The sequence below is a fragment of the uncultured Mycobacterium sp. genome, from assembly GCF_964249325.1.
In the GTDB taxonomy this organism is placed as follows: Bacteria; Actinomycetota; Actinomycetes; order Mycobacteriales; family Mycobacteriaceae; genus Mycobacterium.
This window is the reverse complement of record NZ_CAXUCH010000107.1, coordinates 1-14,141: the sequence shown is the minus strand read 5'-3', so window position 1 is coordinate 14,141 and position 14,141 is coordinate 1. Positions and strand designations below refer to the sequence as shown.

13 protein-coding genes and 1 pseudogene are annotated in these 14,141 nt (G+C 67.8%); 6 read left to right on the top strand and 8 right to left on the bottom strand.

Features of this window, described 5'->3' with window-relative positions:
- A pseudogene (cobN, locus tag ACFE99_RS14470) lies at nt 1–454 on the bottom strand (cobaltochelatase subunit CobN); the annotation flags it as partial.
- Nucleotides 455–537: 83 nt separating this feature from the next.
- Here cobN and ACFE99_RS14465 point away from each other — a divergent pair.
- Nucleotides 538–1,401: a hypothetical protein gene (locus tag ACFE99_RS14465; RefSeq protein WP_375486399.1), complete on the top strand. Its 864-nt coding sequence runs from the start codon at nt 538–540 to the stop codon at nt 1,399–1,401.
- A gap of 5 nt (nt 1,402–1,406) precedes the next feature.
- On the opposite strand, the gene mtnA is transcribed toward ACFE99_RS14465, so the two are convergent.
- Nucleotides 1,407–3,002, bottom strand: a complete 1,596-nt coding sequence (gene mtnA / locus ACFE99_RS14460; protein ID WP_375486396.1) for an S-methyl-5-thioribose-1-phosphate isomerase — start codon at nt 3,000–3,002, stop codon at nt 1,407–1,409.
- 200 nt (nt 3,003–3,202) lie between these two features.
- Between mtnA and cobG the strand changes: the two genes are divergently transcribed.
- The 3 genes from cobG to ACFE99_RS14445 are packed head-to-tail and all read left to right on the top strand — an operon-like array spanning nt 3,203 to nt 6,426.
- The gene (gene cobG / locus ACFE99_RS14455; RefSeq protein ID WP_375486394.1) at nt 3,203–4,339 is read left to right on the top strand and encodes a precorrin-3B synthase; all 1,137 of its coding nucleotides are present in this window, start codon (nt 3,203–3,205) and stop codon (nt 4,337–4,339) included.
- Nucleotides 4,340–4,348: 9 nt separating this feature from the next.
- Nucleotides 4,349–4,969 (top strand): precorrin-8X methylmutase, encoded by a 621-nt coding sequence (locus tag ACFE99_RS14450; protein WP_375486392.1) that lies wholly within the window; start codon nt 4,349–4,351, stop codon nt 4,967–4,969.
- Nucleotides 4,966–6,426 (top strand): precorrin-2 C(20)-methyltransferase, encoded by a 1,461-nt coding sequence (locus tag ACFE99_RS14445; protein WP_375486390.1) that lies wholly within the window; start codon nt 4,966–4,968, stop codon nt 6,424–6,426. The genes ACFE99_RS14450 and ACFE99_RS14445 overlap by 4 nt, the downstream gene beginning before the upstream one ends.
- A gap of 66 nt (nt 6,427–6,492) precedes the next feature.
- Here ACFE99_RS14445 and ACFE99_RS14440 read toward each other — a convergent pair whose 3' ends face one another.
- Nucleotides 6,493–7,065, bottom strand: a complete 573-nt coding sequence (locus ACFE99_RS14440) for a TIGR03086 family metal-binding protein (protein ID WP_375486388.1) — start codon at nt 7,063–7,065, stop codon at nt 6,493–6,495.
- Between the two features lie 6 nt (nt 7,066–7,071).
- The gene (locus ACFE99_RS14435) at nt 7,072–9,690 is read right to left on the bottom strand and encodes a LuxR C-terminal-related transcriptional regulator (protein ID WP_375486386.1); all 2,619 of its coding nucleotides are present in this window, start codon (nt 9,688–9,690) and stop codon (nt 7,072–7,074) included.
- Nucleotides 9,691–9,787: 97 nt separating this feature from the next.
- On the opposite strand from ACFE99_RS14435, the gene ACFE99_RS14430 reads away from it, so the two are divergent.
- The gene (locus tag ACFE99_RS14430) at nt 9,788–10,243 is read left to right on the top strand and encodes a hypothetical protein (protein ID WP_375486384.1); all 456 of its coding nucleotides are present in this window, start codon (nt 9,788–9,790) and stop codon (nt 10,241–10,243) included.
- Between the two features lie 13 nt (nt 10,244–10,256).
- Complete coding sequence (locus tag ACFE99_RS14425) at nt 10,257–10,724, top strand: hypothetical protein (RefSeq protein WP_375486382.1); 468 nt, start codon at nt 10,257–10,259, stop codon at nt 10,722–10,724.
- 214 nt (nt 10,725–10,938) lie between these two features.
- Here the strand turns inward: ACFE99_RS14425 and ACFE99_RS14420 are convergent, their stop codons facing one another.
- From ACFE99_RS14420 to ACFE99_RS14405, 4 genes are all read right to left on the bottom strand, one after another.
- Nucleotides 10,939–11,664, bottom strand: a complete 726-nt coding sequence (locus tag ACFE99_RS14420; RefSeq protein WP_375486380.1) for a cobalt-precorrin-6A reductase — start codon at nt 11,662–11,664, stop codon at nt 10,939–10,941.
- Nucleotides 11,664–12,413 (bottom strand): precorrin-4 C(11)-methyltransferase, encoded by a 750-nt coding sequence (cobM, locus tag ACFE99_RS14415; RefSeq protein ID WP_375486378.1) that lies wholly within the window; start codon nt 12,411–12,413, stop codon nt 11,664–11,666. Before cobM ends, ACFE99_RS14420 begins: the two co-directional genes overlap by 1 nt.
- Nucleotides 12,410–13,582, bottom strand: a complete 1,173-nt coding sequence (cbiE, locus tag ACFE99_RS14410; protein ID WP_375486376.1) for a precorrin-6y C5,15-methyltransferase (decarboxylating) subunit CbiE — start codon at nt 13,580–13,582, stop codon at nt 12,410–12,412. The genes cobM and cbiE overlap by 4 nt, the downstream gene beginning before the upstream one ends.
- A 105-nt stretch (nt 13,583–13,687) precedes the next feature.
- On the bottom strand, nt 13,688–14,141 hold a 454-nt coding region (locus ACFE99_RS14405; protein WP_375486374.1), incomplete at its 5' end, for an SDR family NAD(P)-dependent oxidoreductase.

Below are 14,141 nucleotides of genomic sequence, written 5' to 3'. Positions count from 1 at the left end.
GGCCGATCGCAACCGCGGCGCGCTTCAGCACCCCCCACATCGGTGTGCTCACCGGTGGGCTGAAGCCATAGCCGGTCATCAACAACGTGTCGGATAGGAATGCGTACAGTTGACGCAGGTTGGGCACACCGCCCTGAGCCAAATAGATGTGGGTTTGCACCGCGATGCCGGCGGTCACCGTCGACCGCTCAGTCAGGTCGGCGTCGGGTGACTGCTCACCGCTGACCAAGATCGCCGGCACCCCGCTGGCCAGCACGGTGTCGATGCCGTCCTGCCAGGCGCGGTAGCCACCGAGAAGGCGGACAACGGCGATGTCGGCGCCGTTGAGCAACTCGGGGAGCTGATCGGGCAACAGCCGCGCCGGGTTGGCCCACCGGTAATTGGCGCCGCTGGCGCGCGCAGTGATCAGGTCGGTGTCGGACGTCGACAACAACAGCACGGTCGGCTCGGGCACCCGTCATTCGTACCGCAGGCCGTGCGGGGCGCTGCCGACGGCACCCGATCTCGGGCCGCGCCGGCCGGTGGTTAACTGCAGCAATGCAACGTGCACCCGAATTGGCCCGCCGCTTCTACGATCGCTTCGAGCCCGTCCATGCCGTCACCTACTTCGCGCCTGAGGTACGCGCCGCTTTGGACGCGTTGGGCTATCGCGGGTTCTGGATGGGTTACTTCGCTGCGCGGTCGGCGCCGCTGGGGCCGGTGCCGCCGCCCGTTGTCACGGCGCTGTTCTACAACTTCGCGCAATGGCGCGTCGCCAAAGCCCTTCCCGCGGCGTGGGAAATCGCAGGCCCGCAGTTGGTCCTGCGGGCCCGCGAAGAGTCGGCGGTGGCCGCGTTACAACGATGCGGCGTGCGCGGCGACGACGACAATGTCCGCACCGCAGTCGAATTGGTAATAAAAGCGGCGCAGACAGCATCGGTGGACGGCCGGGCGCTGTATGCGGCCAATCTGGCGCTGCCCTGGCCGACAGATCCGGTGGCCGCGCTGTGGCATGCCACCACTCTGCTGCGCGAGCATCGCGGTGACGGCCATATCGCGGTGCTGGCCGCCGCCGGGATCTCCGGGCGCGAATCCAATGTGCTGCATGCCGCGGCCCAAGCTGTGCCCGCGGACTACATCAAGCGCACCCGCCACTACGACGACGCCGAGTGGCGGGCCTGCGAACAAAGCCTCGCCGACCGCGGGCTGCTGACCGACGACGGCGCGCTTTCCGCCGTCGGCACGGAGCTCAAACACCATGTCGAAGACACCACCGACGCGCTGTCGCTGCGGGCGTTCGACGGTCTTGACGACGACGAAATCTCAGCGTTGCTTGACGCGTTGACGCCGATTGCCCGATCGGTGATCGCCGGCGGCGATATCCCGGCCACCACACCAATGAGCCTGCGGCGTGATTTCTGACGCGGTCATCTCGGTTCCTCCCGGTGAGTCCCGATCTCGCGGCGACCGCTCAGCGTCACCAGCTCGCACATGGCCTCAAGGCATTCCACGCGGTCGCGGGCCTGCGCCAGGTCGGCACCCCATGCCGTGACGCCGTGTCCGGCGACGAAAAGCACCGGCGGCGCTTCCGGGTGCTCGGTCAGATGGCGCTCGATGTCGGCGCCGATACGGGCCACTTCACCGTGGTTTTCAAACACCGGGATGTCGATGGTGTCGGATGCGCCGAGCCCCTTGATGAGCTCGTAGCCGCTGAACCGCAAGGCAGCTGGCACGTCGATCGATTGGGTGGTGGCGAGGCGCGGGTGTACGTGCACGACCGCCTGGGCGTCGGTGGCGCGGTAGATCGCGGTGTGGATCGCGGTTTCGGCCGACGGCTGCCGTTTTCCCGAAAGTTGCTGGGAGTCAGCGATATCCACCGTCACCAGATCGCCGATGGTGAGCTGTCCTTTGGACAAGCCGCTGCCGGTGATCAGCGCGGTGTGGCCAGCGCGCACCGAGATATTGCCTGCAGTGCCCGGCATCCAGCCGCGCGCATACAACTCCCGCGCGATGTCCGGAATCTGGCCCCCCGCAGGATGCTTGACATCGCCGATTACGCCGTTCTCGGTGACCACGGCGGTGACCAGCTCTGCCGGGGTGACGTCGAACGCGGGGTTGAACACCGCGGTGTCGGTTGGTGCTGTGGCGGCGTCGCCGACGTGAGTGATTTCCGTCGCGTCGCGTTGCTCGACCACGATGCCGCGTCCGGTCTTGGTGGCCAGATCGCGGGTCGATTCGGGCGCGACGACGAGGAACGGGATGCGGTGGTGGTGAGCGGCCAGGGCCAGGCCGTAGGTCCCAATCTTGTTGGCGACCGACCCGTCGGCGCTGATCCGGTCGGCGCCTACCAGCACGCAGTCCACCTGCCCGGCAGCCATCGCCCACGCCGCGGCCGAGTCGACGGCCAACCGATGCGGGATTCCGGCTTGACCGAGCTCCCAGGTCGTCAGCCGGGCTCCCTGCAGCAGCGGGCGGGTCTCATCGACCACGACCTCGTCGATCGCATTGCGGGTATGCAGCACCTGCAGCGCGCCCAGCGCCGTGCCGAAAGTGGCCGTACCCAGCGGCCCGGTGTTGCAGTGGGTCAGGATGCGCAGCGGCCGGTCCGGGCACAACCGCTGCACCAGATCAGCCGCATGGATGGCGGCGGCCCGGTTGACGCGGTCGCCTTCGGCCAGGATCTCGAGCGCCTCCTCCAGCACCGCCTGGGCGCCCTGTGGCAGCTTGGCCAGTGCGCGTTGCACGGCCCAAGCAAGGTTGGCGGCGGTCGGTCGTGCCGAGGCGATTCGGGCAGCTTCCGCTGCCACTTTCTCGGCATCACCGGCGTGCCTGAACGCCGCCAGCGCCACACCGAACGCCCCCGCTAGCCCGATCGCCGGGGCCCCGCGAATGGCCAACGTCTGGATTGCCTCGATCAGCTCGTCGACCGTCGTGATCCGTAGCCAACGCACCTCGTGCGGCAGCGCACGCTGGTCGATGGTGACCAACGCCCCGTCCACCCATGTCATCGAGCTTTCAGCCATCGGTGAAGCCCTCAGATCGCGATCCGCTTATCCCTATACGAGGTATTCAACGCCGAGATTGGGCGCATGCCAGGTTTTGGCTGCCACAAATCCTTCTCTTTACCCAACTTCGTTAGCGGCGCTTAGCATCCTATCGGCGGTTGGTGCGCAAGGCCCCTGGTGCCGCGACTTCGATGCGGATCGGCCGTACGGTAGGCGGGGTGAGCAGAGCGCGCGACGTCGATGCCTGCCCTGGTGCCCTGCAGGTACACCAGGCCGCCGACGGCGCGCTGGTGCGAGTGCGCCTACCCGGCGGGATGATCACCGCCCAGCAGTGGGCGGTGCTGGCCGATGTGTCGAGCCGGTTCGGTTCCGCGGTGTTGGAGCTGACGGCGCGCGGAAACGTCCAGATCCGAGGCATCACCGACACGGATGCGGTGGCCGATGCGCTGGCCGGGGCCCGTCTACTGCCGTCGGCGACGCACGAACGGGTTCGCAATATCGTCGCCTCGCCGCTATCCGGGCGGGTAGGCGGCCGAGCCGATGTGCGGCCATGGGTCGCCGAGCTGGATGGGGCAATCCAAGCTCAGCCGACATTGACGGGATTGCCGGGCCGGTTCTGGTTCAGCCTCGACGACGGACGCGGCGACGTGTCGGGCTTGGCGGCCGACATCGGCGTGCATGTTGGCGACGACGGCGTCGCGCTGCTACTTGCGGGGCAGGCGACCGGCATTCGCCTGGGTGTCGACGACGCCGTGTCGACATTGGTGGAGCTGGCGACGAAATTTGTCGCCGTCCGCGAAAAGGCTTGGCGGGTCAGCGAATTAGTTGACATATCCGTCCTGCTGCCGGGTGTGCAGCTCGCTGCTGGGTGCACTGCTGTCCTTCGGCCGCCGGTGGGATGGCTACCCCAGGACGACGGGCGCATCGCGCTGGGCGCGGCCGTGCCGCTTGGGGTGTTGAGCGCTCGGGCCGCCGAATTGCTGGCCGCGGTCGAGGCGCCGCTGGTGGTCACGCCGTGGCGCTCGGTGCTGGTGTGCGATCTCGACGAGGCAACGGCCGATGTTGCCCTGCGGGTGTTGGCTCCATCGGGTCTGGTGTTCGACGAGAACTCCCCGTGGCTTTCGGTCAGCGCCTGCACCGGCAGCCCGGGCTGCGCCCGGTCGGCCGCCGATGTGCGGGCCGACGCCGCGGCGTCGTTAGGTGTGGATTCGGGCGTGCACCGCCATTTCGTCGGCTGCGAGCGCGCCTGCGGCAGCTCCCCGGCGGGTGAGGTCCTGGTGGCGACCGGAGACGGCTATCGGCTGCTGCGCGGCGAAGCCGGCGCAGCGGGTCGCCACCTGCAGAACAGGTCTTAAGGTGAGCGGGTGCTCGAGTACCTTCGCGATGCCGCCGAGATCTACCGGCAGTCGTTCGCGACAATCCGGGCCGAAGCGGACCTAAAACGGTTTCCCGCCGACGTCGAGCAGGTCGTCGTCCGGCTGATCCACACCTGCGGCCAGGTGGACCTGACCGAGCATGTCGCCTACACCGACGACGTCGTCGCCCGCGCTGGCGCCGCGCTGGCCGGCGGCGCGCCAGTGCTGTGCGATTCCTCCATGGTGGCTGCCGGGATTACTCGGCTACCCCGGTGCAATGAGGTTGTGTCGCTGGTGGCCGACCCGCGAGCCGCCGAGCTGGCCGTTCGCCGGCACACCACGCGCTCGGCCGCTGGGGTGGAGCTGTGGGCCGATCGGTTGGCGGGCGCCGTTCTGGCCATCGGCAACGCGCCCACGGCCCTGTTTCGGTTACTGGAATTGGTGGACGACGGCGTGCCCGCACCGGAGGCGGTGCTGGGCGGCCCGGTCGGCTTCGTGGGGTCGGCGCAGTCCAAGCAGGAGCTCATCGAGCGCCCGCGCGGGATGTCGTATCTGATAGTGCAAGGCCGCCGCGGCGGTAGCGCGATGGCTGCCGCCGCCGTCAACGCGATCGCGCCGAGCATCCGATGACCAGTCGCGGCACGCTGTTCGGCGTCGGGTTGGGGCCCGGCGACCCGGAGTTGGTGACCGTCAAGGCGGCCCGGGTGATCGGCGAGGCCGACGTGGTGGCCTATCACAGCGCCCGCCACGGCCGCAGCATCGCGCGCGGCATCGCCGAACGGTATCTGCGGCCGGGTCGGATCGAGGAGCACCTTGTCTACCCGGTGACCACCGAGGGGACGAATCACCCCGGTGGCTACGCCGGTGCGCTGGAGGATTTCTACGTGCAGGCAACCCAGCGGATCGCGGCCCATCTGGACGCCGGACGCGATGTGGCGCTGCTGGCCGAGGGCGATCCCCTGTTCTACAGCTCGTATATGCATCTGCACACGCGGCTGACCGAGCGGTTCAACGCGGTCATCGTGCCGGGTGTGACGTCGGTCAGCGCGGCTTCGGCGGCGATCGCGACACCGCTGGTAGCCGGCGACGAGGTGCTGTCGGTGCTGCCCGGCACGCTGGGTGTCGCCGAGCTGTCCCGCCGGCTGGCGGACGCCGACGCCGCGGTGGTTCTGAAACTCGGACGCTCCTATCCCGCTGTGCGCGAGGCACTTTCGCTATCCGGCCGACTCGACGACGCCTTCTATGTGGAGCGTGCCAGCACCACCGGGCAGCGCGTGCTGCCCGCCGCGGACGTCGACCAGGACACCGTCCCGTACTTCTCGCTGGCGCTGCTGCCGGGCGGTCGCTCTCGCGAAGCGCAGGCTGGTGCCGTCGCCGTGGTGGGACTGGGTCCCGGACACATCGAGTGGATGACGCCGGAAAGCCGCCGGGAATTGGCCGCTGCCACGGACCTGATCGGCTACAGCCCCTACCTGGATCGCGTCCCGGCCCGCGAAGATCAACGTCGTCATCCCAGCGACAACACCGACGAAGTGGCACGCGCCCGGCTCGCCTGTGCGCTCGCCGAGCAAGGCCGCGCGGTGGCAGTGGTGTCCTCCGGTGATCCGGGAGTGTTCGCGATGGCCACCGCGGTGCTCGAGGAGGCCAAGCAGTGGCCCGGCGTTGCGGTCCGAGTCATTCCGGCGATGACAGCCGCGCAGGCGGTCGCCAGCCGGGTCGGCGCGCCGCTGGGTCATGACTATGCGGTGATCTCGTTGTCCGACCGGCTCAAACCGTGGCATGTCATTGCGGCCCGGCTCTCGGCCGCGGCTGCCGCCGACATGGTGCTGGCGATCTACAACCCGGCGTCGACGACGCGCACCTGGCAGGTCGCCGCCATGCGGGATCTGCTTCTTTCCCACCGCGACCCCGGCACCCCGGTGGTGATCGGTCGGGACGTGTCGGGCCCGGGTGAACGGGTCACGGTGGTGCGGCTGGCCGATCTGGATCCGGCCCAGGTCGACATGCGCTGCCTGCTGATCGTCGGCTCGTCGCAAACTCAGTGGTACGACGACCGGGTATTCACCCCGCGGCGCTACCCGTCCTAGAGCGCCGAGTGGCCACTTATTGCACGCTTTTCGCGAACTGACGTGTCATAACTGGCCACTCGGCCGTCACGTAGCCTGCCAGCACGGATCGCGGCCAAGGCGGGCGAGAAGCTTCGACTGGATGTCAGCCTCGTCGTCGATTGGCACAGGGGCGCCGAACATCCCCGATGCGCTAAGCGCGTCGCGGTCCGCGGGCAGCTGCTCGAAAAACAATGCGCACCAATCGGGATCAAGCCTGTCATCGGCTCCGAGGGCACGAGCCAGATCCCAGGTGTGCACCAACACGTCTTGGGTGAGTCGCGGCAGCAGTGTCGTCAGCTCGCGGCGGGCGGGTGGATTGGTCCCGACGGCCGGCACCTCGACGACCCGCTGGAGTAGATCGCCGCGACTGAATGCCACGCACAGCTGGTCAAAGGTCAGCTGCCAGCGTCGGCGCGGGTCGTCGCGCGGACGGTCCGGCTTTAATCCGAAGGGCCGCAAAATTAGCGCGTCGTGAAAGCCGATCACATGCTCGACGACGTCCCGTGCTGTCCACGACTCGCATGGAGACCGGCGATCCCATTTCCCTTCGCCCGTTCGCACGGCGTCGCCAAACCGTCGGCACACAACCAGATGCAGCCCGGTTACCTCAGCGCCCATCATCTGTCACCGGTCTGCCATGCCGGCTCGGATCACCGTACTGAGCTCGTCGCGGGTGTTCACCCCAACGCGCTGGCAAGCCCGGTAGAGGTGGCCTTCAACCGTGCGCACCGACATCACCAGCTGCTCGGCGATCTCGCGGTTGGACAAACCGGCGACGGCTAATTCGACCACCTCACGCTGGCGACCCTTCAGCGGAAGCCCGACCATGCTGCGCAACGCCGGCGTGCACAGCCCGCCGCATTCGTCGGCCAGTTCCCGCGCGATCGCCGCCGCGTACAGTCCCCGCTGACGCTGCTGGCCGCCGGTGAAGACGGCAGCGGCCTGTGCGGCAGCATCGGCTGCGGCGGCCCGATCACCGATCGCCCGGTATCTCGACGATGCCAAGAGTAGGCCCTCACCGTCGCCAGTCAGCAACGATCGAGCATGCAGCGCAACAGTATTCGCTAGAGGAAGCGATAGCGCGTCAGCCAGTTCGCACGCTCGACTCGCGCCCGACGCGTCCCCCCATTGGGCTGCTGCCTGAAGGCACGCAAGCTCATGGGTCGGCTGACCGCGCTCGCGCGCCGCTATGCCCGCATCACGCGCGGTCACGATGGCGTCGCTCAGAAGACCTTTGGCCGCCAGCGTCCAGCCGGTCGCCAGAGACAAAGCGGTCTGCATGAACAGATATTCGGCTGGCACGAAAGCCTGCGCGTCGGCCAGCGCTTCCTCCGCTGCGGCCACCTGCCCAAGTTTGGCGTGCGCTTCAGCCAACCCGAAGCAACTGGCTGGACGCAAACCGGTTGTAGCGCCGTGCTTTTCGACCCCAGCGCGGGCTTCGCGCAAGAGCCCGACCGCGTCGCCAACGGAACCACGCACAAGATCGGCGTGCCCCAACAAGAATGCCAGGTTGGCGTATGCGAGACCGGGAACGTCTCGGGCCGAGTCCGCGATCCGCCGCGCGGACTGCACGCACTCGTCGATCCGGCCGGTCAACCGGCAGGCTCGGGCGTAGACAGCGCCGAACCAGAATCGCATTGGCGACGATTCGAACGCGGTGATTGCCCGCTCGATGGCCCGTTCGGCGACGACGCCCAAATCGTCGACGTGACCCAGTGCCCCCACCGCCATGACCAACGCGACCGACGCCATCATCGCGTGAAAATCCGAAAGGGTCCCCGAACCAAGTGCTGCCCGGGCCTTCTCTTCCGCGGCAACGCAGCGGGCAGACACCGCGTCGACGCAGGCTTCGATGGCGATCCGTGCATCGCGGTCGGATGGTGATTCGGCTGGCACCGCCAGGCCGTCGAGAATGGCCGCTGCCTCTTTAGGCCGGCCGAGCATCCAAATCAGATTGGCCGCCCGGATGGTCGACCATCGATGACTGTCCTGGCGACCACTCTCACAGACGTCCCGGAGAACGTGCTCGGCTTGTTCCCCTCGGCCAAGAAGCACCAGTGTCATTGCCCGCATCGGCGCCGCGTCGGGTGCACCGCAAGCCGCTGCCGCGGCCGCGAACCGCTCGGCCGAATCGGGGTCCAACAGCATCATCGCGAAGCGCGCCGCCTCGAGATACAAGTCAGGGTCAGGATCCAAATCGGAGTTGAGCGTGAGCAGGGCCCGGCGCACTGTTGCCCGCATGTCGCGGTCGACCTCCTGGCCCAGTCGCCGTGCCAACCGTCCACGGATCTTCGACAGATAGAGTTCCCCGGCGGTCACGCGGCGAAGCTCACCGAACAGCGGATGCGCCAGCCGCGCCAGCCGCTCGTTGCCGACCCGCTCCACAGTGATCAGACGCATCTGCTCAGCAGACTCGAGGTCTCGCCGGCGCACCAGATCGCAAAGCAGTTCCACGCCAAGGGGTTCGCACTGCGACAAGGTGTCGACGACACGTGCCACACCCGGGCTCATCCGACTCAGTTGCCGACCCAGCATGTCGCCGAGGTTGGGCGATACCACGACATCGTCGTCCCACATCCACACGCCGGCTACCTGCCGCATTCGGCCAGCCTCGATCTGGTCGGCGAGCAGCTGCCGCAAGAACAGCGCGTTGCCGCCTGTTAGCTTCCAGAACCGCTCGGCGCTGCGGGCATCCACCCGTCCACCGACGGAGGATTCGATCAGCGAGCGCGTTGCCTCGGCCGAAAGCGGTCGGAGATGCAGCCGCATCAGCAGCTCGTCCTTCCACAACGCCGTGACGGCATCGGGCTCGTCGGCGCCTGTTCGCACGGTAACGACAAGTCGCACGCCACGGGTCGACGCCAATTGGTGCACGACGTGTGCCGACAGCCCGTCAAGAAGATGTGCGTCGTCGACGCCGATCAATACACGAGATTGATTTTGTTGGGCGACAAAGGTGTTGATCACGCGCCGCACGTTGGGCAACGGGTCTGCGATCGCGTCGGTGAGCAGGGCGGCGAATGCGCCCAGCGGAAGCGGTCGCGCCGATTCGGTGCCGGCAATCCAGTTGGTGCGGTCACCGGCCGCGGCAGCGCGGGCCACTACCTCTCGAGCGAGCCGGGTCTTACCCACGCCGGCGGCTCCGGCGATGACGACGCCAGAGCTATTGCCAAAACCGCTCAGGGCACGGCGAATAACTTTCAGTTCGCTCTCACGCCCGGTCAGCGGATCGCCGCTGATCACGGGCCGACTATAGCCGTGCACCCGTGCTTGACGTGGCAGTTCAGCAGCAACCTCGAGTAGTCGACTACGCTATGCCGTCCCGGCCATCGCCATGAGCATGGCTTTCGTCGCCAGACAGCTCGACGAAAGCGGGTGTGCAATGGCCAAGGTTGGTGACCGCGCAGTGGTGTTGGGTGCGAGCATGGCCGATCTGCTGGCTGCCCGCGCTTTATCGGACTTCTTCGAGACGGTCACAGTGGTAGATCGCGACATGCTGCCGGAGGAACACACCAACCGCCGTGGGATACCGCAGGGGCGTCACCTACATGCCCTGCTGGCAGGGGGTGCGAAGGCGCTGGAGAAGCTGTTCCCGGGGATTCTCGACGAGCTGGTCGCCGATCGTGCGCCTTACTTCGACGGCGGGGACTCGTCGAAGCTGCTTCAACCTTGCCGGGCATCGGGCCGTCAACACCGGCTCGGCCGAGGATCTCACTGCTTATCTGACGAGCAGGCCGTTCTTGGAGCACCACGTACGGCGGTGTGTCCGCGCCATCGACAACGTCACGTTCCTTGAGAATCAGGATGTCGTGGCCTTGACGTCGACGGCGGACCACGCCCACGTCACCGGCGCCCGGACGATCGACCGGCACAGCGGGCGAGGGGTCGCTGTGCCGGCTGATCTGGTCGTCGATGCGACCGGGCGCGCGGGCCGGACGCCGGTGTGGCTGGAGAAACTGGGCTACGGCCGCCCGGTGGAAGAACAGGTGGTGGTCTACCTGGCCTATGCGGGTCAGCTACTGCGAATGCGACCTGCCGCACTTCGCGAGATGGGCGTCATGGTCGGTGTGGTGCCCGGCCGGCCCACCGGGATGGGCTTCCTGCGTTGTGAGCATGAGAGGGGGATGCTCACCATGTTCGGGGTAGCTGGCCGGGTGCCGCCCGGCCAGCTTTCCGCCATGTGCGACTTCGCCGAGCAATTCCCCCCGCCGCATGTGCTGGCCGCGCTGCGCGACGCCGAACCCATCGGCGACGTGGCGCGACGCTGCCCCATTTAATCAGTTCACCAAGGTGACCGCACTCCTCGATCCGCCGACGCGACTGCTGCGGCCCGCCATGCTGTGGCGCGCGGCCTCGGCCAACCACCGTCGACGAAAACTGGATGAACAGATCAGGAGCCAGCCGCTTTGGTTGAGCAGGTAGCGATCTAGCGGTCCCTACATCGGCCATTGCGATAGCGATCGGCGACATCGCGGTAGGCAATAGACGCCGCTACAGTGCGTCCGCAACCCAGGCGACCGCCGCGTCGACCGTGCCCACCGTCGTCACGCCAGCCGGCAGCGGCGGGCGATCCACCATAACCACCGCGATGTCCAGCGCAGCTGCGGCGTCCAGCTTGCCCCGCGTCATCTCGCCGCCGCTGTTCTTGGTGACCAGCGCGTCGATGCGATGCTCACGCATCAATGCGTATTCCCCGTCATAGTCATACGGTCCCCGGGAGAGCAGCAGCTGGTGACGGCGCGGCAGCCGATCAGCATCTGGTGCGGTGACGGCGCGGATCAAAAACCATGCGTCGCCGTCGGCGAACGCTGCGACACCGGATCGCCCGGTGGTCACGAAAACACGTGAATATCCCTGCTCCGCAACGGCTTTCGCGGCCCTGGCATCGGACGTGACCCTGATCGCGTCGCCGGGATCCCATGCCGGGCGGACCAGCACCACGTACGGGAGCCGCAGCTCCTTACAGGCTAACGCAGCATGCGCGGTGATGGTCGCCGCGAATGGGTGCGTGGCGTCGACAACGGCGTCGATATGCTTGTCCCGCAACCACTTTCGAAGCCCGTCGACACCGCCGAACCCGCCGATACGCACCGGCCCAACCGGCAGCCCGGGATCCGGCACCCGGCCGGCCAGCGAGCTGATGACGTCGACTTCGGGGTGTAGCCGCGCAGCCAGTGCTCGGCCTTCGGCGGTGCCGCCGAGCACTAAGACACGCATTAGTGCGTCCTTCGCCGGGCCAGTGAATACAGGTAGCTATCGGCGAATTCCACCGCAGCCAGCGCGTCACCGACGATGATGACCGCTGTTTTCGTGATCTCCGCGTCATGCATCTGCTGTGCGATGTCGATCAGCGTGCCGCGCAGCACGACCTGTTGCGGCCAGCTGGCGAAAGCGACGACGGCCGTGGGTGTTTCGGTACGGTAGCCTGCAGCTAGCAGCTGCTCGACGATCGCGTCGATCTGCGCGGCAGCCAGATGCAGCACCAGGGTGCCACCGGCTTGGGCTAGCGTGGCCAGATCTTCACCGGGCGGCATCGGTGTCGACACCGTGGCCACTCGGGTGAGCGTCACCGTCTGGGCCACCCCGGGGACGGTCAGCTCCCGGCGCAAAGCAGCGGCCGCTGCCGCGAAAGCCGGGACGCCCGGCACGATGTCGTAGTCGATGCTCAGTGCGTCGAGCCGACGGCATTGCTCGGCCAGCGCGCTGTACAACGACGGGTCACCCGAATGTAGCCGCGCGACATTGTGTCCGGCGGCGTGGGCGTCGGCGATCTCGCCGATGATCTGCTCCAAGGTGAGGGGCCCGGTGTCGACGATCCGGGCGCCCGGCGTACACAGCGTCAGCAGGTCGTCGGGCATGATCGAGCCGGCGTAAAGGCACACCGGGCACTGTCTGAGCAGCCGCTGCCCCCGCACGGTGATCAAGTCCGCGGCGCCGGGGCCGGCGCCGATGAAGTACACCGTCATGCCTTGGTCACCTCCCACTGGGTGACCGGCAGCTGCGGGCGCCACGTCGTGAAACCGCCGAGCGGCTCGCCGTGGTAGTGCTGGAAGCGCCGCAGCTGCCCGCCTAGCCGCGAATGTGCCTGCGCGACAAACGCTTCGGACTCCGCGGTCACTGCGTTGGCGACCAAACGCCCACCGGCGGGCAGGTGCCCGAGGCACGCATCGAACACGCCCGGCTGGGTGAGGCCGCCGCCGATGAAGATCACCGACGGTGTCGGCGCGCCGTCGAAAGCGACAGGGGCTGCGCCACGTACGTCGATGCTTACACCGAACGCGGCGGCGTTGCGGGGAATGCGGTCGCGGCGCTGCTCGTCCCGTTCGAAGGCCACAGCGGTGCAGCCACGCCAACTCCGGCACCACTCGACCGCGATGCTGCCCGAGCCCGAGCCGACGTCCCACAACCGCTCCCCCGGCCTTGGTGCCAGCGCTGCCAGCGTCAGCGCCCGCACGTTCTGTTTCGTGATCTGCCCATCGTGAAGGAACGCGTCGTCGGGCAACGGCCAGACCCGCTCGTCGGGCAGATACCGCACCGCGATGACGTTGAGGTCGTCGACGTCGAGAGGCGCGTCGGCGACCCACTCACGGGCCGTTCCGTCACGGCGGCGTTCCGCCGGGCCGCCGAGCTGCTCAAGAATGGTGAACTCCGAGGCCCCACGGCCATTCTCGGTGAGCAACCGCGCCAGACCCGTCGCAGTGGTGGCGTCGCGGGACAGCACGATCGCCTGCCCGCCCCGGCGTATCGCGGTATGCGGCGGTGCCGTGACCAGGCTGATCACCTCAGTGTCGGGAACGGTCCAGCCCATCCGCGCGCACGCCAGCGTCACCGCCGATACGTGCGGCAGTACCCGCACCCGCTCGGCGCCGAAGCGCCGAATCAACGTGCCGCCGATCCCGTAAAGCAACGGATCACCGCTGGCCAGCACGTGCACGTCAGCCTCGTCGTCGAGCAGATCCTGCAGCGCGGGCAGCATCGGGGACGGCCATTGCCAGCGCGTGGCCGCTACGGTGTCGTCGAGCAGATCGAGTTGTCGCTGCGACCCGTAAACGACTGTGGCCCTGCGCAGTTCGCAGCGGGATACCTCCGACAGGCCCGCCATGCCGTCGGCGCCGATTCCCACGACCACGATCATTGGCGCCGCTCCTCCTCATCGCTTCGCTCTGCATCGTCGCCAGCGCGGATCATTGGCGCCGCTCCTCCTCATCGCTTCGCTCTGCATCGTCGCCAGCGCGGCGGTTCATCGTGGCATCCTGCGCCAGACGAAGTGCGGCAGCAGCCTCATCGCGACGGACGCCGGCCCCAATGCCCACGGAACCCACACCGTGCGCCGGCCCTTGGCGAGCGCCCGCGCGGTTGCGTCGGCAACCCGCGCTGGCGTGGTCGGCAGCGGCGCGGGCGTCATACCTTGCGTCATGCGGCCGATCACGAATCCTGGCCGCACGATCAGTACCCGCACCCCGCTGCCGTGCAGCGCGTCGGCCAATCCGCTGGCGAAGCCGTCCAGGCCCGCCTTGGCCGAACCGTAGACATAGTTGGCGCGGCGCACCCGCGCCCCGGCGATCGACGAGAACACCACCAGCGATCCACGGCCGGATGCCCGCATCGCTGCTGCCAGGTTGGTCAGCAGGCTGACCTGCGCGACGTAGTCGGTGTGCACGATCGCCACCGCATGCGTGGCGTCAGTCTCGGCG

Coding starts and splice junctions, on each gene's coding strand:
- ACFE99_RS14420 (WP_375486380.1), bottom strand. CDS start 11,664: ATGCGTGTCTTAGTGCTCGGCGGCACCGCCGAAGGCCGAGCACTGGCT.
- ACFE99_RS14465 (WP_375486399.1), top strand. CDS start 538: ATGCAACGTGCACCCGAATTGGCCCGCCGCTTCTACGATCGCTTCGAG.
- ACFE99_RS14430 (WP_375486384.1), top strand. CDS start 9,788: ATGGCTTTCGTCGCCAGACAGCTCGACGAAAGCGGGTGTGCAATGGCC.
- ACFE99_RS14445 (WP_375486390.1), top strand. CDS start 4,966: ATGACCAGTCGCGGCACGCTGTTCGGCGTCGGGTTGGGGCCCGGCGAC.
- cobM (WP_375486378.1), bottom strand. CDS start 12,413: ATGACGGTGTACTTCATCGGCGCCGGCCCCGGCGCCGCGGACTTGATC.
- ACFE99_RS14440 (WP_375486388.1), bottom strand. CDS start 7,065: ATGGGCGCTGAGGTAACCGGGCTGCATCTGGTTGTGTGCCGACGGTTT.
- mtnA (WP_375486396.1), bottom strand. CDS start 3,002: ATGGCTGAAAGCTCGATGACATGGGTGGACGGGGCGTTGGTCACCATC.
- cbiE (WP_375486376.1), bottom strand. CDS start 13,582: ATGATCGTGGTCGTGGGAATCGGCGCCGACGGCATGGCGGGCCTGTCG.